At 47.6% G+C, this 19,598-nt stretch carries 20 protein-coding genes and 1 tRNA gene; 10 read left to right on the top strand and 11 right to left on the bottom strand.

The features are described from left to right. Positions 1-173: 173 nt before the first annotated feature. Positions 174-1,316 carry a tryptophan--tRNA ligase gene (locus tag N186_RS04155; protein ID WP_052885650.1) on the top strand — a complete coding sequence of 381 codons (1,143 nt, stop codon included), beginning with the start codon at positions 174-176 and terminating at the stop codon, positions 1,314-1,316. A 213-nt stretch (positions 1,317-1,529) separates the two neighbouring features. Here N186_RS04155 and leuS read toward each other — a convergent pair whose 3' ends face one another. Continuing rightward, a complete protein-coding gene (gene leuS / locus N186_RS04150; protein WP_020962518.1) occupies positions 1,530-4,457 on the bottom strand; it encodes a leucine--tRNA ligase in 2,928 nt (975 codons plus the stop codon). A gap of 44 nt (positions 4,458-4,501) precedes the next feature. Further along, complete coding sequence (locus tag N186_RS04145) at positions 4,502-4,747, bottom strand: hypothetical protein (protein ID WP_020962517.1); 246 nt, start codon at positions 4,745-4,747, stop codon at positions 4,502-4,504. 150 nt (positions 4,748-4,897) lie between these two features. Between N186_RS04145 and N186_RS04140 the strand changes: the two genes are divergently transcribed. The 3 genes from N186_RS04140 to N186_RS04130 are packed head-to-tail and all read left to right on the top strand — an operon-like array spanning position 4,898 to position 6,645. After that, positions 4,898-5,254 (top strand): hypothetical protein, encoded by a 357-nt coding sequence (locus N186_RS04140; protein ID WP_052885514.1) that lies wholly within the window; start codon positions 4,898-4,900, stop codon positions 5,252-5,254. A 51-nt stretch (positions 5,255-5,305) separates the two neighbouring features. After that, positions 5,306-5,650: a hypothetical protein gene (locus tag N186_RS04135; RefSeq protein ID WP_020962515.1), complete on the top strand. Its 345-nt coding sequence runs from the start codon at positions 5,306-5,308 to the stop codon at positions 5,648-5,650. Beyond that, complete coding sequence (locus N186_RS04130; protein ID WP_020962514.1) at positions 5,647-6,645, top strand: methyltransferase; 999 nt, start codon at positions 5,647-5,649, stop codon at positions 6,643-6,645. The genes N186_RS04135 and N186_RS04130 overlap by 4 nt, the downstream gene beginning before the upstream one ends. A gap of 35 nt (positions 6,646-6,680) precedes the next feature. Here N186_RS04130 and N186_RS04125 read toward each other — a convergent pair whose 3' ends face one another. Both N186_RS04125 and N186_RS04120 read right to left on the bottom strand, forming a co-directional pair. Beyond that, positions 6,681-7,739, bottom strand: a complete 1,059-nt coding sequence (locus N186_RS04125; protein WP_020962513.1) for a pelota family protein — start codon at positions 7,737-7,739, stop codon at positions 6,681-6,683. Then, complete coding sequence (locus tag N186_RS04120; RefSeq protein WP_020962512.1) at positions 7,740-8,426, bottom strand: hypothetical protein; 687 nt, start codon at positions 8,424-8,426, stop codon at positions 7,740-7,742. It lies immediately after the preceding gene. Between the two features lie 15 nt (positions 8,427-8,441). Here N186_RS04120 and N186_RS04115 point away from each other — a divergent pair, with 15 nt between their 5' ends. From N186_RS04115 to N186_RS04095, 5 genes are all read left to right on the top strand, one after another. After that, positions 8,442-8,807, top strand: coding sequence for a ribonuclease P protein component 4 (locus N186_RS04115; protein ID WP_020962511.1), 366 nt, complete (start codon positions 8,442-8,444; stop codon positions 8,805-8,807). 3 nt (positions 8,808-8,810) lie between these two features. Then, positions 8,811-10,277: a ribonuclease FAU-1 family protein gene (locus tag N186_RS04110; RefSeq protein ID WP_020962510.1), complete on the top strand. Its 1,467-nt coding sequence runs from the start codon at positions 8,811-8,813 to the stop codon at positions 10,275-10,277. A gap of 33 nt (positions 10,278-10,310) precedes the next feature. Then, the gene (locus tag N186_RS04105) at positions 10,311-10,823 is read left to right on the top strand and encodes an HIT family protein (RefSeq protein WP_020962509.1); all 513 of its coding nucleotides are present in this window, start codon (positions 10,311-10,313) and stop codon (positions 10,821-10,823) included. Between the two features lie 91 nt (positions 10,824-10,914). Next, positions 10,915-12,837 carry an arginine--tRNA ligase gene (locus N186_RS04100; RefSeq protein ID WP_187147065.1) on the top strand — a complete coding sequence of 641 codons (1,923 nt, stop codon included), beginning with the start codon at positions 10,915-10,917 and terminating at the stop codon, positions 12,835-12,837. 67 nt (positions 12,838-12,904) lie between these two features. Continuing rightward, a complete protein-coding gene (locus N186_RS04095) occupies positions 12,905-14,806 on the top strand; it encodes an ArsR family transcriptional regulator (RefSeq protein WP_187147064.1) in 1,902 nt (633 codons plus the stop codon). Here the strand turns inward: N186_RS04095 and N186_RS04090 are convergent. The 7 genes from N186_RS04090 to N186_RS04060 all read right to left on the bottom strand — a co-directional run bounded on the left by N186_RS04090 (position 14,803) and on the right by N186_RS04060 (position 18,805). Next, positions 14,803-15,300: an RNA methyltransferase gene (locus N186_RS04090; RefSeq protein WP_052885513.1), complete on the bottom strand. Its 498-nt coding sequence runs from the start codon at positions 15,298-15,300 to the stop codon at positions 14,803-14,805. The genes N186_RS04095 and N186_RS04090 overlap by 4 nt on opposite strands. A 114-nt stretch (positions 15,301-15,414) precedes the next feature. Further along, positions 15,415-15,708 (bottom strand): 30S ribosomal protein S26e, encoded by a 294-nt coding sequence (locus N186_RS04085; protein ID WP_020962505.1) that lies wholly within the window; start codon positions 15,706-15,708, stop codon positions 15,415-15,417. Between the two features lie 78 nt (positions 15,709-15,786). After that, positions 15,787-16,476, bottom strand: coding sequence for a DUF2192 domain-containing protein (locus N186_RS04080; protein ID WP_187147063.1), 690 nt, complete (start codon positions 16,474-16,476; stop codon positions 15,787-15,789). A 58-nt stretch (positions 16,477-16,534) separates the two neighbouring features. Continuing rightward, on the bottom strand, positions 16,535-17,047 hold the full coding sequence (locus N186_RS04075) for a 50S ribosomal protein L16 (RefSeq protein WP_020962503.1): 513 nt from the start codon (positions 17,045-17,047) through the stop codon (positions 16,535-16,537). 85 nt (positions 17,048-17,132) lie between these two features. Further along, positions 17,133-17,942, bottom strand: a complete 810-nt coding sequence (gene cas6, locus N186_RS04070) for a CRISPR system precrRNA processing endoribonuclease RAMP protein Cas6 (RefSeq protein WP_020962502.1) — start codon at positions 17,940-17,942, stop codon at positions 17,133-17,135. 64 nt (positions 17,943-18,006) lie between these two features. Further along, entirely contained in the window at positions 18,007-18,648 is a 642-nt protein-coding gene (gene csa3, locus N186_RS04065) for a CRISPR-associated CARF protein Csa3 (RefSeq protein WP_020962501.1), read from the bottom strand. A gap of 52 nt (positions 18,649-18,700) precedes the next feature. Continuing rightward, positions 18,701-18,805 (bottom strand) — tRNA-Ser (locus tag N186_RS04060). A 130-nt stretch (positions 18,806-18,935) separates the two neighbouring features. On the opposite strand from N186_RS04060, the gene N186_RS04055 reads away from it, so the two are divergent. Next, on the top strand, positions 18,936-19,568 hold the full coding sequence (locus N186_RS04055; RefSeq protein ID WP_148682046.1) for a hypothetical protein: 633 nt from the start codon (positions 18,936-18,938) through the stop codon (positions 19,566-19,568). Positions 19,569-19,598: the final 30 nt, after the last annotated feature.

Below are 19,598 nucleotides of genomic sequence, written 5' to 3'. Positions count from 1 at the left end.
TCTTCATCTTTGGGGTTGCTGTAGCGATGAGTTTTTATGTCATTTTTGAATCTTTTTGCTTGCGCCCTATGAGCGGATGTGCCCCGAAAGGGGCTTGTGCGAGGGCGCTTGTATTGAGCCAGATTGGACGCGTAATTCTTAAATTTTTCTTGCTCGTTGTGGTGGTGGTTTTCATGGAGAGTGGATATAGTGTTACTCCCTGGGAAGCTCGTGGAAAGATAGACTACGACAAATTAATTGAAGAATTTGGAGTCGAGAAGCTGGGACCCGAGCTCGTTGAGCGCATTGGTAGGCTTGCTGGTGGCCTCCACTGGCTTCTGCGAAGGGGGTTCTTTTTTGCACATAGGGATCTGGGGCTTGTATTGGACGACTATGAAGCTGGAAGGGGATTCTTCCTGTATACGGGACGTGCCCCGAGCAACTCGCCTATGCATATTGCCCACATTGTACCATTTGTAGCTACCAGGTGGCTCCAAGAGAAGTTCAATGTGAATGTTTATATAGAGATCCCAGACGAGGAAAAATTCCTTGCAAAGAAGGTCGAAAGCCTAGATGAAGTTGAGCCATACGTGAGACAGGACATATTGAACATAGCGGCCCTAGGCTTCGACCCAGACAGAACATTCATCTTTAGGGATACAGAGTACATCTCGCGAATGTACAGGGCCGCCGTAAGGGTTGCAAGACTCATAAATTTTTCAACGGCTAAGGCTGTCTTCGGCTTCGACGGAGAAACGAGCATAGGGCTGATATTTTATCCTGCACTTCAGATCGTGCCCACCCTTTTCGAGAACAAGAGACCCCTGATACCGTGCGGGATCGACCAGGACCCCTACTTTAGGCTACAGAGGGATATTGCGCCGAGGCTAGGAAGGTATAAGACCGCTGAAATACTGTCCAAACTAGTTTGGGGCCTCACTGGTCCAGAGACGAAGATGTCTGCCTCTCAGCCTGAAACTGCCATACTGCTGAATGATCCACCCGACGTTGTCAAGAAGAAGATAATGAATGCCTATACTGGCGGCAGAGCGACAATAGAGGAACAGAGGAAATTAGGAGGAGTCCCAGAAGTCTGCACAGTCTTCCACTGGTACAGCGTACTTTTTGAAGAGGACGACAAGAAGCTCGAGGAAAGATATTGGGCCTGCAAGACGGGCAAACTCATGTGCGGCGAGTGCAAGCTAGAGCTCGTCCAGAGGATAAACAGGTTCCTCGAGCAACACAGAGCAAATGTAAAGCGAGCAGAGGAAAAACTACACCTCTACATGTACGACGGGAAGCTTGCCCAAGAAATGTGGAACTGGGAATTCAGGTAAACGGCGGCGTCTCTTCACCTCCTTTTCTTCACTTTGTCGGCAGTCAACGCTCACGTCATCCGCCGCCAATAAAAAACCGCACAAACTAGTTAAAAACTTAAACAAATATATCTAATAGGAAATCTCTGTTAAGAACCTCCTTTAAACTTTTCGAAATATTTTGTTGACCGGGAGACCTCATAAATCTCTTTTAATATATGGTGGGACTATAACTCATTCTTCTAGTATTATTGCTGGCCTTGCGGGCAGGGATGTGGTTGCCTTGGGATTATTTTGTAGTTGTTCTTCTGTAGCTATGACAATCTCTGTACCAAGTGTTTGTTGTATGAGGGGGAGTGCGTCTGTCAGTGCTTGTGCTTCTAGTTGCTGGTTTGTTGCAAGGTCGAGGATTTCTGGGTTTTTGTGTATAATTGGTATTATTTTTCCTATTTTTGTTCTCTGTTCAGGGGTTAGTGTTTTTGTTGCTTGCTGTATGGCTTCTGATAGCTTTCCTGTTGTCCTGTATGCCTGGTTCACTTTATCTAGGAACTCGTATTTCCATGGAGCTGGGAGAACTATCGTTACTCTTTTTGGCTTGTTCTTTTTAAGTCTGATTACTTCTTCAAGGTCTTCCAGGAGCTTTACTACTACTGCCTCTGCTTTCTGAACATGCTTGTCTATGTCTTGGTCTGTTACTTTTGGCCACTGGGCCTTGGATATGGATGTCTGTTTGCCTATTGCCTGCCAAATCTCCTCCGCTATGTGTGGGGTTATCGGAGCTAGGATAAGTGTCTGGGTCTCGATGAATCTCTTGAGTAGGCTCCTGTTGGGGGCGCCCCTGCGCCTAATGTACCACTTGTAGCTGTTTTGGAGGTTAAAGAAGCCCTCGACGAGGACATTTTTTGTGTTTATTTGTTCGTATTCCCTTGCAACCTTGAGGACTGTCTCGTTTATGACACTTTCAAACCACTTGTCTATGAACCTGTAATCATTGTCTCCCTTGCCGTAGTTCTCGGTTGCGAATTTGTACCACTCATAGAGGAGATCCACAGCCTTGCTCGCCATCTCTGGCTCGAAATTTGCGTCGTCAAGACCGGAGTTCCCGGCGTATGCTTCAGCGAACCTTGTAGCGTCCGCACCCCAGTAGTCTATTGCTTCCCTTATGAGTATATAGTTTCCAAGAGACTTGGACATCTTTTTGCCCGCTACGAGAACCCAGCCGTTTATCCCTATGCCTCTCGGCCACTTGTCCCTTGGAAATACTGCAACGTGATGCATAATGAAGAAGACAAGGTGGTTGCCCAGGAGGTCTTTGCCCGAAACCCTCATGTCGACGGGGTACCAATAGAGGAACTCCTGCCTGATTTTTTCTAGGAGCTCCCTAGAGATGCCTGTCTCCGCGCTTACCTTTTCCGGATCACCTTTGCCAAGAAAAACGTAGTCAAAGAAACTGTTACCGAGCCTATCCCAGTCTATGCCATACGTTTCAGGGTGCTGAAGGTACTTGGCTATTGTATAGTAGGCCATGTATATTGTCGAGTCGCTAAGGGACTCGAGAACCCACCTCTCATCCCAGGGCAACGGCGTGCCGAGCTCCCTCTCATGTGTACACGCCCAGTCCTCGTACCAGTCAACAAGCCTGTGAAACTCCTGCCTGATCTCCTCGGGGACAAAACGCATCTGATCTATACACTCGTGGGCCTTCTGCTTCCACTCTTTGTCACTGTACCGAAGGAACCACTGATCCTTCACAAGTTTTACATGCGTCTTGGCCCCGCACCTACAATAGACAGGACTACTCAGGGTGTAGTGTCTAAAAGCTACGCCCTTCTCTGACAGGTAGTTTATTATCTCTTCCTTTACCTCATAGACTTTTCTGCCTCCCCACTTCGCGCCATAAATCTCCGGCTTAAGGACGCCCTTGTAGAACTCCTTGCTATAAACGTCCTTTGTCGCCTTCTCCAATGCCTCTATGTCTCTCTGGGTCTTCGCGTTGAAGGCTTGGACTGCTTCCTGTGCCGGCAGACCCTTATAGTCTTCTACTTCTATCAGCTTCACTGGCTGTACAGCGTCAATTATGGAGGGGTCGAGGTTATACTTTTCGAGGAGGTATGGATCCCCCTTGAGGTCTTCCAGCCCGACATAGTCGTAGGGCGCGTGGGCCGGCACAGACATTACGACGCCAGTACCAAAGTCGGCGTCAACAAAGAACGCGGGGAGAACTGGAACCCTCCACCCCGTGACTGGATTCACCGCAAAGTGACCTACGAGCTGGGCGCCCTTTATCCTTCCGACAACATTTACTTTATGGTCTTGGTCGGCAAGCTCCCTTGCACCATATTCGCCCACAATCCACTTCTCGCCATCGACTTCTGCGATTAGGTATTCCGCGTCTGGGTTAACCCAGATGTTAACTGCACCAAAAACCGTTTCAGGCCTGTAGGTGAGACACGGATATACGTAGCCGTCTTCCCCTCTGAACTTTATCACCACGACTTCCGTTGGCCCTATGCCTGCATACTCATCGGGCCTGTCGTGGTCTCCTACAACTTTCTGCTCCTTGGGACACCACACAACGGGATGTTTACCCTTAGCTATGAGCCCCTTCTCCCTGAGAACTGTGTACTGCCACTGTATGAACTTGTTGTAGGGCGGGTTCAGCCTCGTCGTGAAGAACTCGCGTCTCCAGTCAATGCTGAGGCCTAGTCTCTGGAAGTCTCTCCGGAACTCCTTCTTGAAGAAGTAGACCCAATACTCTGGATCCCTAAACTTGGGTATCTCCTCTTCAGGGATGCCTAGAGACCTCAAAATGTTTATCTGTTTTGGGTCTCCCTCCCTGACCCTCAGCGCTGCCGCTACTATTGGGCCACCCGTCGCGTGCCAGCCCTGAGGGAACAACACGTTGTAGCCCTGCAACCTCTTGAACCTGGCAAGTATGTCTACCCTAAGGACTGTGTAGCCCGTGCCTAGATGGGGATAAGCGTTTATGTATGGGTATGGGAATGTCACGAAGAACTTTTGCCTTGAGGGATCTGGGTCAGCCTCAAAGACGCGGTTTTGCTCCCAGAATTTCTGCCATTTCTCCTCTATCGACTTCAGAAAATCCCTTCTCTCCTTGTTTACCTCTGGAAACTCCATTCTCTTGCTAGCAATAATTGACACCAGTGCAGAGACATTTATAAAGAATTATTAAGTTTTCGGGCTCCCTACTCTCTCTGACCCAGGTCCTGAACTACCCCAAATACATCAACTGCCTGCCCGTTCCTTACGAGCTTCTCATAGAGTTGCCAGATCCTCTTCGTGGTTACCAGGCCCGTGTAAAAGCCCTCTTCTTCGAGTTGCTTTTTTACTGCCTCTGGAAACTCGTCCGGCGTCATCGTGTATGCCTTGCTTAGAACCTTCAGGATCGCATTTACTAGGTCGTCGTTTTGAGGGTAAGGTTTTTTAGACATAGATACCATTCATAATACACCCAGAAAAATATAAGCCTATAGGTGTCCCTCCCCACAGGAAAAACCAATCGTAGTACGCTTGTTTAACGCTAATCTTAAGCCCCATTTGTAAGTGGAAGTGGTATAGATACTTGCCTGCAACAATTATTCGTGATACGTGTACCCTTGTATAGAAACTATAACGAGTTTAGCGTTACAGTGGTTCAGACAATACTAGACATGATCAAAAAGTCTCGGGGTAGCCTAGTGACATTTAATGCCAAGAAAATAGCCGTCCTCGCCAACATCGAAACACAGCCCGTTGTACTCACCCTTGTAAAGGACGTCTTAGAAAAGCTAAGAGAGAAAGGCTACCTAGAGGTTCTCGGGAAGACAAAGCATGGCGTTAAGTACGCCGTCAGGAGGGACACACCCCTCTGGGTACTCGCAAAAAACTATGACAAGGTCGTACTCAGGAGCCTTGACGACTTGAACCTTATACTTGAAAAAATGGCTGTCGCCACATAGACACGCTTAATTTATAATATAGTGGATTTTTCTCTTATTAGACACGGCCTAATGACAAACATAGAAAAGGTACTCTCTAGGGCCCTGAGACAAGCCGAGCAGATCTCTTTGAGGGAGGGACTCGAGTCCCCGAGAATACACGCCGTAGTAGTGATCGGGAATGACGAACTCGCCAGAGAAAAGCTTAGAGTCGATGACGGAATATATGTAGACATTGTCTCAGACTCTATCTTTATTGCCCCTGGCACACTGGACAACATTGTCTACCGTTTACTCGCCGGCTACTTTGCGCTCGCTTTGTTAAACACCTTCAATAAACTGGACAGAGAGAGAGCGCTCCTTCTTGCAAGGAGATACTTCTTCAAGGTCTTTGTGGACGCGGTGAAAGAGGCTTGAAAATACTTGTAACAACAGTTCCAGGCATAGAGAACATAGCAGTACAGGAAATCGGGGAGCTATGCCCAGAAGCCCATTCATATGTAGCCTCCTCTTCGGGCAGAGTAACAGCTGAGCTACCCGAGAACTGCCTGGCACAGATAATTACTAGGATACACTCTGCAGAGAACGTGTACCTTCTCCTAGGCGAAGCTGATAGACTCGAGGAGGTAGGCGAGGAACTGGCCTTGCACGCCAAAGAGCTCATTGCATGGCACAGGTACTTCTCAGTTCGCGCCGAGAGAATAACCAAGGACATTGAAACAACTTCGCTAGAGATAGCCTCCAAGATTGGGAGAATCATACAGGAAAAAACAGGGCTAGAGGTGTCACTGGACTTCCCAGACATAATCCTCTACGTTGAATACGAGGCCGGCAGGTACAGGTACGGCGTATACCTGACACACGCTGGTAACCTGAGAGACAGGCCCTACCGTAGATATATACACCGCTCGGCACTGAACCCGGTACTCGCATATGCAATGTGTAGGATCGCCTCGCCAAGGGAGAAATTATGGGACCCCTTCTGTGGCTCCGGCACAATACCACTCGAATGCCTCTCAGTAGACCCAGGTCTAAAGGCTCTGTGTAGCGACGTTAACAGTGATTTTATTCGGGGAGCTTTAGAGAACTCGAGAAGCATTAACAAGACTCTCCTACTTTTCACCTGTGACATCGGACATGCACCTGTTAGAAACTTCACGGTCGACGCTATAGTAACAAATCCCCCCTTCGGTATAAGGGAAAAGGCTGTCGGCGGGTTAAAGAGGAGCTATGAGGCATTGTTCCGACTTGCTAGACATAACCTGGAGGAGGATGGGAAACTTGTCGTCTTGACGACACATAGGAGGCTTGTAGAGGAAATAAGCAGAAACATGGGCTTCGACACTACTGGGACATGGAGGATATACGAGGGCGGTCTCACAAGCTTCATCTACAAGCTCCAGCCCAAATAACATGGTATAATTGTCTCAAACGTTGTGGATGAGTGTTAGGTTGTTGGAGCATAGTAGAGTTTTGCAATTATTCCACCGAGGCTTTTGAGTTTTTTACCGGCTTCGCTTTCTTCTGGTATAATTATTACTTTTCCGTTGCGGGTAAATATCTTGTCTAACATTTCGATTAGTTGGTCGCGTGTCTCACCGAAGAGCAGCTCGTCGTTTACAATTACTTTTTCTACGAGTCCCCATTCTGCAGCGCTAGCTACCTGAGCTAAACCCGTGGCGACTTTCTCGCTTCCCGTGAACAGTTCCTCTAGTAGCTTTTCAAGCTCTGTTATTTCTGCAGTTACTCGTATGCTTCTAAACATTTCTCTTAGATCGCTTCTCCTGAGGATCTCATGTATGCCTGACTCTCCTCCCTCGGCTACCTTAACTATTTTAGCTTTGACTCCTAGCTCGTCAAGTATTTTCTGCGTTACTGCCGAAAGCTTCTCGTTAACCGCTACAACTATTTCATCTATTTTTTCCGTCTTCGCAACCGAAACTACTCTGGCAAGTATCTGTTTAATTGGATCCTTGTAGCGTGCCTCTATGCTTGATTCTTTCCCCTCTCCCTTGGGCGTGTAAGGAATAGTGGATTTTATCTCGATTCCCACTGGAGACAAAAGACCTACTGCTATCTCTTCATCTCCCACTGCAACGAGCAATACCCGCATGATACTTGACGTGGATCTTTCCAGCACGTTTCTGGTAAAGCTATCTATGCCGTTCTTCTTTATTATTCTCAGCTTGTCGCCGATTCCTACCTGTATCGTGTGGTAGCTACCCTTCGCGTGAAAATCCTCCGGAGCCTCTACGACCTTGCCTGTTACACGTAGCTTCTCGGAGAACTTTGCATAGGAAATTTTCTCGACCTCTATACCCATGTACACTGGAACCCTGTCGCCCTTCTCTTCGCCTCCACCCCTCGAGACCTTCATCTGCCTAGTGGTCCAGCCATAGACTGTGTCTCCCCTCTGGAGGAGCATGTGGAGAAAATATAGGTCCTCTAGTACCTCAACAACTACCTCTATTTCCCCCCTTTCCTCGTCTATGTTTAAGACCCTCAACTATGGCACCCCAAGCTCGTCTGTGACTAGTGCTAGGACATGCGACAAAACACTCCAAGCTGGTAGGGGCTCATCAAAAATAGAGTATACCTCAGCTTCGACGCTTTCCACCTCTTCGCTAAAGTCTCCATGCTGGAATGCACCAATTATTAATGCCGGGTACTTCTCCTCTACGATCATCTTTGCCAGACTTCTGGGCTTAACTGCTACGGCTTTGTCGTCAAGTCTAAAGGTCTTGGAGACCCCTTTCTCCTTGATGAGGTCGCGCAGAGCTTTCCCATGGATATAAGCTAAAGGCTTTTCAGTATCAGGAGGCACTCTTCCAACTAGGAGCAATTGTTCGGCTAGCCCCACGAACCTTATATAGTTTCTCGGCACAACCATTTCTGGAGAAATCTCTATGACTTTTCCCTGATATGTATGTATATACGTTTCCAGCCGGCCGAGCTTATTCAGCAAGGAGTCTTGTGCTATAAGCAGGGACACGTGGACAATGTCGGGTCTTCCTCTTTTCCACCTGTCCTTGAGCGCCTTCATCGCTGTATAGTGTAGCGAGACATCTAGGAGTACTTCCTTTGGCTTCTTACCCCTCCTCTTCGCATTATTGACTACAGCTGGATGTCTGCTGATCTCAGGAGGAACAAGTTCTAGCCCAGCGTCGGCTAATATTAATAACAGTCTGTCCATATATCTCACTCCGTAATGTATAGAAAGAGGCACGAAATAAAGGATTTGGCACGTCAAAGAATCGAACGGCTACTCAGATTTGCAGAAATGGTCTACCCGACCGAGCCCGAGCTGGCACACCGCTATGGAAAAATAGCAATGGCCATATGCAAGAAGGCACAGATACCATACCCAGACACATTGAAAGCCCAAGTTTGCCGTAAATGCGGGAGCTTCCTTGTCCCCGGAGAAACAATGCGGGTTAGAGTTAAAAACCGCGGAAAAATGAAATACATTGCCGTTACATGCCTGAGGTGCGGCTACGTGAGGAGATACCCCCTCAAATGGAAAGACGTGCTTCCCAAGCCGTGGCACATCTTTTATGGTGACAGAGGTGACTAATAGTTGATAAGAGTTAGAGGTATTTATGCTACTGCAGTTACAGGTCTGCTCGACGAGGCTGGCTACAGATTTGCAGATGTAAGTATAGATATACAGGAGAGGTTTCCGGCGCTAAAGAAACATAGCGAGGTACTATTGACGATCAAGGACCAGGACGACAGGTCTGGGCTCATAATCCTGGGCGACCCGGAGCTTTTGGCGAAGGTTGTATTCCTGTTGAGAAGTATAATCCCTGACCTTATTGTTGGCTATGTGCCTGTGGGTCCATACTCCATGTATGTCGTCAGACTAGTTGAGAGGGTAGACGGGGACATCTGGCTTGCAGAGTACATGCCTGGCAGGTTCTGTACAGTAAAACTTCGCAACAGCCACTCTGAGGGGGATCTCCTATTAGCACACGTGACCAGGGCTTCGCCGGAAGCACCTCTACTCAAGGAGGGCGCGGCGTTGACTGGCCGATACGTGAGACTCATACAATTTGAGAGACACAACACAAGCGAGCACATAAGGGATGCAGAGCTTAGATTACAGCTACTGACCCTAGCCATGAACGAGGTTCCACAGGGCTGGGGTGTACATTTTAGGAGCGCCGCCAAGAACGCGAATATACTGGATGTTGGGAGGGAAATCAAAGAACTCCTGAAAAAGGCCACAGAATTTCTCAACGTGTTCAAGCCCCAAAGCATCGGACCTGTAATGGTTGGAGAATCCCTAGCACTCGTCGAGATACCTCCAGACACCGCTTTAAAGTTTGACACCATTCGTGAACGTTACTTCACTACTATTCCTTTCCACCACTTGTTGAAGAGCCTAGGCATAGAGGAGTTGAGCCATAAGATAGACTTCGCTGAGAAGAATGTCCTGAGCGGCCGCTGTTTTTCCCGCGAAAAAGTCCTAGAGGCTATTATGGAAGAATTCGCTAAGCTCCACGGCTCTAGGGTAAGCATCTTCCATAAAAAACTGACAGGGCAGGGACACGTGTGGAGCGCGGTTGCAGAGATTCGGAGCCCTGGATATGTCCAGTTGAGACGCCAGAGCTCTTCCCAGGGGACTTATGACGGGTTCAAGAATATCCGCCGCGAGGAGGGAGACCAGATAGTATCCTATACCTGGCTCTTTGCTCGCACTATTATCCACTTCTATTATTCCCCCACGGGGGAGCTAAAGGGAATATATGTGAACCTCAACACTCCTGTTTTCTTTGCATTCCAGCCCCCAGGCCTGAAATACGTTGACCTAGCAATGGACGTTACGTATTCGCCTATGGAAGGCGTACAAGTCACTGATCAAGAAGAATTCCAAGAGCTTGTCGAATATGAAATTCTTCCACGTAGCCTAGCCGAGAAGTATAAATTGTTTGCAGAAAAGGTGGCCGGCATACTGGGGGAGAAAAACAGTGAGGAAATAGTGGCTGAGGCTAGGAGACTCCAGTCATCCATCTTTGGGACAGAAGTAGACAAGATGCTCTAAAATTTTTATAGATTGTCTACCCAAGTAATACGTATGGACACGCTATTTGCTCCCTGGCGCATGGCGTACATTGAATACGCGAAAGTCGGCAAGGAACAAGGATGCTTCATATGTAACGCTACAAAATCCGATAACCTCGAGGAAAACCTCGTCCTATATAAAGGCAAACATGTAATCATCCTGATGAACAAGTTCCCCTACAACACGGGCCATCTCTTAATAGCCCCAAACAGACACGTCGCCGACTTTGCACAGCTAAGCGACGAGGAACTTCTAGCACTCTCAAAAGCCCTAGTACAGTCGATCGAGGTTATTAAGAGAGCCTTCTCGCCAGACGGTTTCAACATTGGGGTAAACCTTGGCAGGGTAGCTGGCGCCGGTCTAGAAAGCCACCTACACATACATGTCGTGCCACGCTGGAACGGCGACACGAACTTTATGCCTGTAATTGCAGATACAAAAGTCATTCCAGAGGCACTGAAAGACACATATAGGAAGCTCATAAAACACGTAGAGATATTCAAAACATTTGAAACAATGCATTAAAGCTCTAAGCTCAATAGTGTATACTTTCAGCCGGAAGCGCATAGAGCTAATCTTTTTATGTGTACCAAGTATGTTTTGCTGGGAGATAGATTTGCCGGAGGCAATCATACATAACCCCTATGAATGGCTTGTTACAAGTGTCAGGGAGACTCTCATAGGTTTCTTTAAGACTAACGGGCTGAACATTCCTCCTGACGCCGTAGAGCTACAAGCGACACGAAGAGAGTACGGAGACTTAGCCGTGCCTGTTTCGAAGCTTGCTAGGACTTCCGGTGTGAAGTTTGAGGAACTTGTATCTGTTTTGTCGGGCTATAAGCCTTCGGGGCTTGTCAAGAGTAGCAGTGTTGTTAATGGTTTCCTTAACATTGTCATTGACGAGAAGAGGTACGCGGAGATAGTTTTCAACTCTGTTACTAGGCTTGGAGACTCCTATGGCAGTGTACCTTCTACTGAGACCCGGAAAATTATCGTAGAACATGTAAGTGCTAACCCTATCCACCCACTGCATATCGGCCATCTGAGAAACGGTGTACTGGGCGACACTATTGCAAGGCTTCTCAAGAGTAGGGGGCACAATGTCAAGACACACTTCTACATTGATGACGTAGGGTTACAGGTTGCCTACGCCGCTATGGCTTACAGGGTCGCCGAAACCGCGAAGTCTTCAATGAAGAGGGACCATTATGTTGGCTCACTCTATACAATGATTAACCTCTTGATCGAGATAAAGAAACTCAAGAAAGAGCTCGAGAAGGCAGACGAAAACACCGCGCCAGAAATAAACAGGAAAATCTCCGACTACATGTGGAGGCTGAAGGAATATGCAGAAAGGCTACCAGATGCCTTCGAAAAACTCTCGTCCTGGGTGAATAATGTAGAGGATCCTGAAGAGGAGATAAGGAGGCTGAACAGGGGGTACGAGAAAGGCGATAGAGAAGCAATAAGACTTGTACGCGGAATGATCAGCTACTGTATGGATGGTATCCGTGAAACACTGAACAGGCTCGGCATATTTTTTGACAGCTGGGACTGGGAAAGCGAGATAACTGTTTGGAGCGGTCTTACGGAGGACGTCTTGGAAAAACTTAGAGACAGCGGTTACGTCGAGCGAAAAGATGGCGCTCTCGTATTTAGGGCTGACCTGGTAGCAGAGTCTGAGGAAGCTAGAAGCCGTGCTGGGATACCTAAAGGCCTTGACATTACACCAATGACACTTATAAGGTCTGACGGAACAACACTGTATACTACGCGTGACATTGCTTACTCAATCTGGAAGCTTTCCAAGGCAGACAGAGTCATAAATGTGATTGCCGTCCAACAGACCCTTGCACAGGCACAGCTCAGGCTAGCCCTATATGTTCTTGGCTACAGAGACATTGGCGAGAGGCTTATACATTATTCCTATGAGATGGTCAACTTGCCTGGTACAAGAATGACGAGCAGGAAAGGCGTATATGTTGCAGCAGACGATGTGCTTGAAGAGGCTGTCTCCAGGGCAAAGGCAGAGATAAAGAAGAGGGGGATAGGCAGAGAAGAAGACGCCGAGAAAGTTGGGCTTGGCGCTTTGAAGTTTTTCTTCCTTAGCACCTCCCCGAACAAGGTTCTCACATTTGACTGGGATAGAATACTCAACTTTGAGCAGAACAGTGGACCCTTTGTTCAGTATAGCTATGTCCGTGCAAACAGCATTCTTGAGAAAGCTAGAGAAGAGGGGATATCACTTGACAGCCTCAGCGTCTCCGAGGTGGGTGAGGAGGAGCATGCCTTAATATTTCTCCTTGGACAGTTCCCAGAAGCTGTTAAGCAGGCCGCTGACAACTTGAGGCCAGACATATTAACCAATTACCTCAACACGCTTGCATCGGAGTTCAACTACTATTACGATCACTACCCAGTGCTTAAAGCCCCTACGCCCGAGAAGAAAAACTCAAGGCTGGCAGTCGTATACATGGTGCGTACGGTGGTCAGGAACGGCTTGAACATGCTGGGGATAGAGCCACCATCAAAAATGTGACTAATTACTTCTCGGGAAAACAGGGAGAAAGCAACCCCTAAATAACCCCTCAGCAATTATCTTCTCTGTGTCATTGTCTGGCGCAGAATCAATTGCCGGGGTACTTAAGGCTCTTTCAAACGAGGTTAGGTTACGCATACTTTTTGTCCTGCGGGACCAGAAACATATGCGTTTTAGCGACCTAGCAGAAAAACTAGACATAACACCTGAGAAACTAGCTTTTCACCTTAAACAATTGTCGAAAGCTGGCCTCATACACTCGTCAAACGAGTATTACTGTCTCACTCATCTCGGGGAAAAAGTCCTAGCAAACCTAGATGAACTCCTAGTCAAATCTAAGGAGCCGGAATACAGGTCGGTGCTCCTAGAAAACGGGATAGTAATCCCCCTCGAAACTTATATGGAGACCCTGCTAGAAAATGTTTGCAGACCTGGGATAAAGCGCGACACAAAGAGAAAAGTACTCCTCGATACATATTCACTTGTCGACGAAAAGCTCGGCTCGACACTTGTACCCGAGAACATTGTTAAACTCTTCCTCCTCGAGAAATGTATGACGAGTAACTGTCTACGTGAAAACATCGACATCCACATATCGATCGGGAACGAGGAATCCTTCCCGGGAAACAGTATTGACACCAATCTTTTGGCAGAAGTCGGGCTCCTAGAACCCCTAGCAAGCGGTATAGCCCTTTTCGATGTGAACTGGGTAACAGGAATACAGGCCATATATCTCCCGATATCATCCACCGAATCCCTCAGAAAACTTGTAAAGTTGAGTAAAAAGGTTCGAGGCGTAATTGTCAGGCTTGACGACAATGTGAACAGTGACTCCATTAGGATACTAGAGGTTTTGGCAAGCATCACTAAGCTGACCTTGTCCATAACTCTTAGCGGAGAGCCAAGCAGAGTCCTAATAGAACTATTAAGGCTAGGACAACTCCCGCCCAACAATTTCCTAGTGTCTGTTTATGTCAACAAACCTGACTCAGTTTGCCAGGAAGACCTAAAGAACATTACCAGACTTATTAACCTTGGCGTACCTTTGGTCTTCACATTTGAAGACAAAGTATTGGCAGGGGACTTCTTTCTTGTCCCAAACATAGATAGACCCCTAGCACTGGCTGGAAGCATAAGCATCCTGTTACCTACATTGTACAGATCTAAGGACACCAATATAGACCCACTAGACATCCTGCTCGATGTTTATAGGAGCTCTGCTCGGCTGTTTGAGAATCTTCAGAGACGGGGCGCGGGAGTCGTAAGGCTAATAGGCGAAGTCTTAAAGGATACTCCAAGCTATGCCTTCCAGTTTTCATACCCCGGGTACGAACCAACCCTTCTCCAGAGCCAGCCAGCCTACATAGAGTCTTGGGGAACACCGTCCTATTTAGAGAGACTTCTCGTCTCAGCAAGAGGATTCATAGAAGAAGTGACAAAGCTGAGCAAGGAATACAGTCAAGACACTTTAAACGTCTACTTCAGTCCAAACAGAAATATACATATAGTAGCCAGGGCCTGGAGAACAATGTATCCAGAATACGTGAATAATTTTTCCCCGTTTATCTACAGTGACAATCTAAAAAGAAGCATCGCAAACAATCTTAGACTTGAGGGAGAACTCCACGCATCCAGAGGACTCGTCAGCGTTCCAGAAATAGTCGTGAAAAGCATTACTCCAGCAGACCTCTCCCTGGCATTAAAGCAACTATACAGGGTAGGTCTGCGAGGATTCACAGTGACCAGGGCAAATCTTTACATGTGTCTCAACTGTGGCGAAGTCTCCCAAGTAAAGACATCACAATGTCCCCGATGCTACTCGAACAATATGGAAGAGCTGAAACGACTAGTCCTCTACTACGATCCACAGAAAACACTAGATGAAGTATCTATAAATGCCCTCGCCTCTAGACCCTCCCCAAGGAAGATAGAGGAAATATTCGCCGAGGCTGGATTTACCTCAAGCTAAGCTCGATCCATAAGCTCATTGAGAAAAGCTATACAGTGGCTAGTAAGGTAAGGCTTCTTTCCTAGGCTAACCGCGCCGTCCAGCATGTTCTCAATAGAGGATATTATCCAAGCAGGAATCCCAATGTGATCCCCAAGAATAAAAGCGTTCTTCCCTGTAAATGTAAAATGGGAAAAATGCATGCCAGACTCGTCTAGGAGGTATACCCTGTGTGTTTTCCTCACGGTCTCAAGGATATCTGTGATTCTGGCGCCGTTCTCCACCTCTATGCCGTCCAGCCTCTCGCCCGAGAGAGCCCTACGTATAGCTTCGCCAACCTCAAGCTCTGACCTGTTTTGCAAGGACAATCTCCACGCATAGAGAGCTACTGGAGGCCTCGGTGATCCATTTAGAAGTCCTATGAAGAGCGTGTCTCCGCGTTGCTCTATTTGGTCATATAATGCATAGAGAATGGACCTGGCTACGACGTCCATCCTCCCTCCGGCTGTAGCCATGGATTCAGGCGTAAAAACTGGAGCGGTGACAGCAGTGTTTGAGTAGACTATGTATATCCTGTTAAAAGAAAAAACAGAAAATATTCGTGATAACTTTTCGAGAAACATCTATGCCTAGAATGGTAGCTTAAGCTTCTGCTGTTTCCTCTCTTCCTCTGGCCTAATCTTTATTATTCCGCGGTAAATCGCGCAGCGCAGACACAGATACTTGGTCACCGTGTATTGTGGGAGGATGGCTCCCTTGTCTCTCAGCTCTTTCGCAAGTGACGGGTCTACAGGCATGACAGGCTTGGTTATCTTTACTGCCTTAGATCTTGGAACAAGTGCTCCACACTCGTCGCACTGTACGAGGTCTTCCTTGCCCTTTCCACCCTTATGACGACCACGGCTCTTACGTTTCTTCGGCATAAACTTGCCCCTACACCACTTATTAAAGCAATTCTCTTTAACAGCTACCGTATAAAAACCTTACGTATCTGGCACAGGCTAGGCCATCCGCAGAACCCCGTTTGCCCTGTGCTCGGGAACCCTGAACGTAGAGACAACTATGTCTCGTATAAAGTCGTCGGGGGGAGCCGACTTGTCGGCGTTCAGCTTTACGCACATCGCATGCTTGTATGCCTCCTTTTCGATTCTGTTCCTGATCTTGCCGGAGGCAATCATTTCAGCCATCCTAAATGCAATATAGAACCTCTTGAAGCTTGCAAAGTTTTCACGTAGCTCTGGGAAGGCCTTCTCGAACTCGGCCAGTATCTTGATGAATGACTCCTCATCCATAAAGCCCAGAACTACGGAGGTCATTGCCAGCCGTAGAACCCTGAAGACATGATCCTCATCTTCGGAGCCAAAATGCTCGCGGAGAGTTGTCCTTGGATCCCTGCCCTCAAGCACGGCACTGATAGTTCTGTCAGCTTTAACCTCTATGTCGAATAAGTTCTGGAAACTGTAGAGCTCCTCCTCAAGCGCCAAGCCATACTTTCCAACGACGTACAGGGTCGCAAGCTCCTTGTCCCAGATATTTATCTTTGTCTTGCCCCTTATCGGCTCAAGTCTATTTGTCCTGTAGACCTCCTCTAGGTATGAGACAAGTTCCTCGCGGGAAGAAAAAGAACCGTTAAGTATCTCGCCCCATATATTTACAGCTACTTCTATACGCTTCTTATGTAGCTCTGACAACCCCAGCAACCCCACACAGGAAACAATTAACAGTTAAAGTAAAACCAGTCATCTATCTCTAGGCACCGCCTACAGTCTCGACAATTATCCTGCTCGGCAGGGGAATCTTGGATGCGGCGCGGCGTAAAGCCTCCTTTGCCTTGTCAACGTTCTTTGCATCAACCTTGACAAACATGATGACCTGCATGCTGTCCACCCTGGCAGCCCTCCCGACTGGAGTGCCAAAGGAAAGCCTCATACCGTCCTGAAGCCTGTCTGCGCCAGCCATTGCCATCATCTTGTTCTCACGCAGAATATGGTGCGGATACACTGTCAACCGCAGGAAGAAGTTTGAGTCGCCAACTTTCGCAGACAAGTACTTGTTTGCATGTTGCCTGGCGGCCTCCAGAGCGTTTGCCCTGATCTGGCCAGGCTTTAATACCACAAGCTTTACAATAGTATTAAAGTTACCCTTAGGGTTGCCAAGGTCAAACTTTGGAACTAGCACTGGTGGATTACTCTTGATATACTCTAGCCTAGTATAGGGCGGAGTCCCAAAGTGTCTATAGCACTTACCAGGCCTCAGCGGCATACACTACACCCCTCCAAAGACCCGCACATGACCATTAAAACAACCATATATATTTATTGCCATGCAAGAAAAGCGCGTAGACGCCCTACTTACGTATGGGCTGAAGTGAAATCTGCCCGAACCCAATGCTTCTAGATTTCCCTATGCCGAACCTTAGCGCAAATGCCAGGAGTTTTTCTAGTTCTTGTTTTAGGGGGGATGCTTCGTCGAGTAACTCGTATAGCACAAAGCCCGTGAAACCTCTCTCTGTTGACGGTTTTCCGTCTCTGACAGTATACAGAACTGTTTCGGGCTTGACGTGGTAGTCTAGCTCTGCTAGGGCCCTGTAGGCCCATTTATATATCTGGAAGGGCGTTGCCTTTATGAGGTCTATTTTTTTCAGTTTTAAGTCATAAGTGAGAAGGCGTAGCGCCAAGGGGAGATCTGGCAGAAGCTTGTATCTCCTCTTTACCCCTTTTTCTTTTAGTAATTCTCCTCTTCCAGGGACAGGTAAAAGCGTGGGTGTGAGGAACTTTAGCGAGAATTTTTTCGGCAAATCAATCCGCAGGTTTTCTAGTGTTGTAACTTCTATCCCTGTGACTCTTGTGTTGAATTCTGTCCCGCTGAACATGAAGGTTGAATAATCCTCAGGCACTGGAGGACTCTCACCTGTCAGGAACGATACTCTTGCCTCTAGCCTTTCCCCAGCCCTTGCAACTAAAAGCTCACTTGTGTCTAGTCGCTTGTAGAGGGGTTTGCCGTCCCTGTAAAGCACGCTAAAAGAGCCCAGACGTCCCAGCAGGGGCTCTTCTCCCCAAAGAGAGGCGAAAGCAGTCCGGGTCACCTTGCTTGTAAATGGTGGCAGAATTGTATCGCGGATGGGGTAGACTTCTATCGAGGCGGATACAACAAGCATCGTATTTAACTATGTATCACCAGGATATATTTGTTTATAACGAAATGGAGTATATGATAAGAATTCACTTATATGCGCTTAACACAACACGGCCCCAACTTGTAAGCTTCAGGCCACCTTCTTTGCCTAAGGAGACAACTAGCCCCATCTTTTTCAGATCTACTAAATGATTCCTTATGGTTTTCGGGGCACGGCCTACCTTCTGAGCTATTAAATCGACGGTGCAATGCTTGTTTCTCGAAATGACTACCAGTATCTGGCGCTTCTCCTTGCTGAGAGCTAACATAGCCTTTGTTATGCCAGGCGGTATCCACAGCTCTTCCCCCAACGGGGCCTCCGAGGAAATAAAGACCTCGAAGAGTTTTCCAGAGAGAAGTAGACCCATGAATACAGCCAGAGAGACCGACTTCTTCCCATCTGTCAGGTCTGTAATAATCGGCTCAGTTAGACCCTTCACTTCATGTTTAACTCTGATTACAGCTTCTGTAGAGTCGGGAATCGGCAACTCTACAAGTCTCGGCCTCTTCAGACCCACCTCTGAACAGTAGTCTCTCAGCCGGTTATAAGCCATGATTGTCTCCTGGGCAATAGGGCTACCCGTAAACAACACTATTTTTTCGTTTCCACGTATAGCAAGACTCCCAAGCCGCCTAAGAACAAGATCTTCACGAAAACCGAAACTAAACACGAATGATCTAGGCTTCACATGGTTAATCTAGCCTTGTAGATATTTCAATCTATTCCCATATATTGCAGAATGGCGCCGGGGCCGGGATTCGAACCCGGGAGGCGAAATCGCCAGCGGATTAGCAATCCGCCGCCTTTTGTGGCACTTTTTGGTGTGACCGCTCGGCCACCCCGGCTTCGAGGGGGTGCAAGCTGTCCTTTTATTATTTCTCGTATCACTAATAAATTTTTTGTATAGGGACAACATTCCCCATCCTTCTCCTGTCCACGTTAAATCTCTAGCGCATTTTTCTAATGAGCAAAGGCATGCCCAAGGAGAAATACAAAGGCTCTTTTACGGTGGTTTCTATCCCCGTGCTTAGGCTGACTCTTGGCAACAAGGTTTTCTTTCTCGTCGCTGGGTTACGCGAAGCCGCAACCCTTGCAGATGTATATGACCCCAAGATTCCAGCTAGAGCCCTCCGGATTCTGGCATGGGCAAGGGACAAGTATAGAAGTATACACCTAGTTCCATTTATGTTCTTAGAGCAAGCGGCGCGAGAAGCATTCCCCATGAAAATGAGCATGCATATGTTGGGATATGCTTTTCCGGAAACATATTTCAACAGGAAGGTTCCAGTAGGTTTTTTGGTTGTTCTCGTCGGCTACCCCTCTGGGTACCGTAGAACAATCGAGGCTTCTGGCTACCTGGAAAGCCGAATAATGAAGGGCTACGTGCATGCCAAACCCGTTGACGATGGGCTCCTATACCTCGAGGAGTTAAAGATAGGACTGAGAAAATTTACCCGTCTATGGCGCCCCGAAAATCAACACGCCCCTTTTATTGAAAGCGGATCCCGCCTCATCAAGGAGCTTCGCGGAGCTTCCCGTAAAACCTATTCGCATGGAGCTAGCCATACGGAAAGACGCGACCTAGATATTTCCAGTTTCCTGTACTAGAAAAGAATATTTTAGAGCCTAGCCCCTTAT

It is taken from the genome of Thermofilum adornatum (assembly GCF_000446015.1).
GTDB classification, from domain to species: Archaea; Thermoproteota; Thermoprotei; order Thermofilales; family Thermofilaceae; genus Thermofilum; species Thermofilum adornatum.
This window is presented reverse-complemented; position numbering and strand designations above follow the sequence as displayed.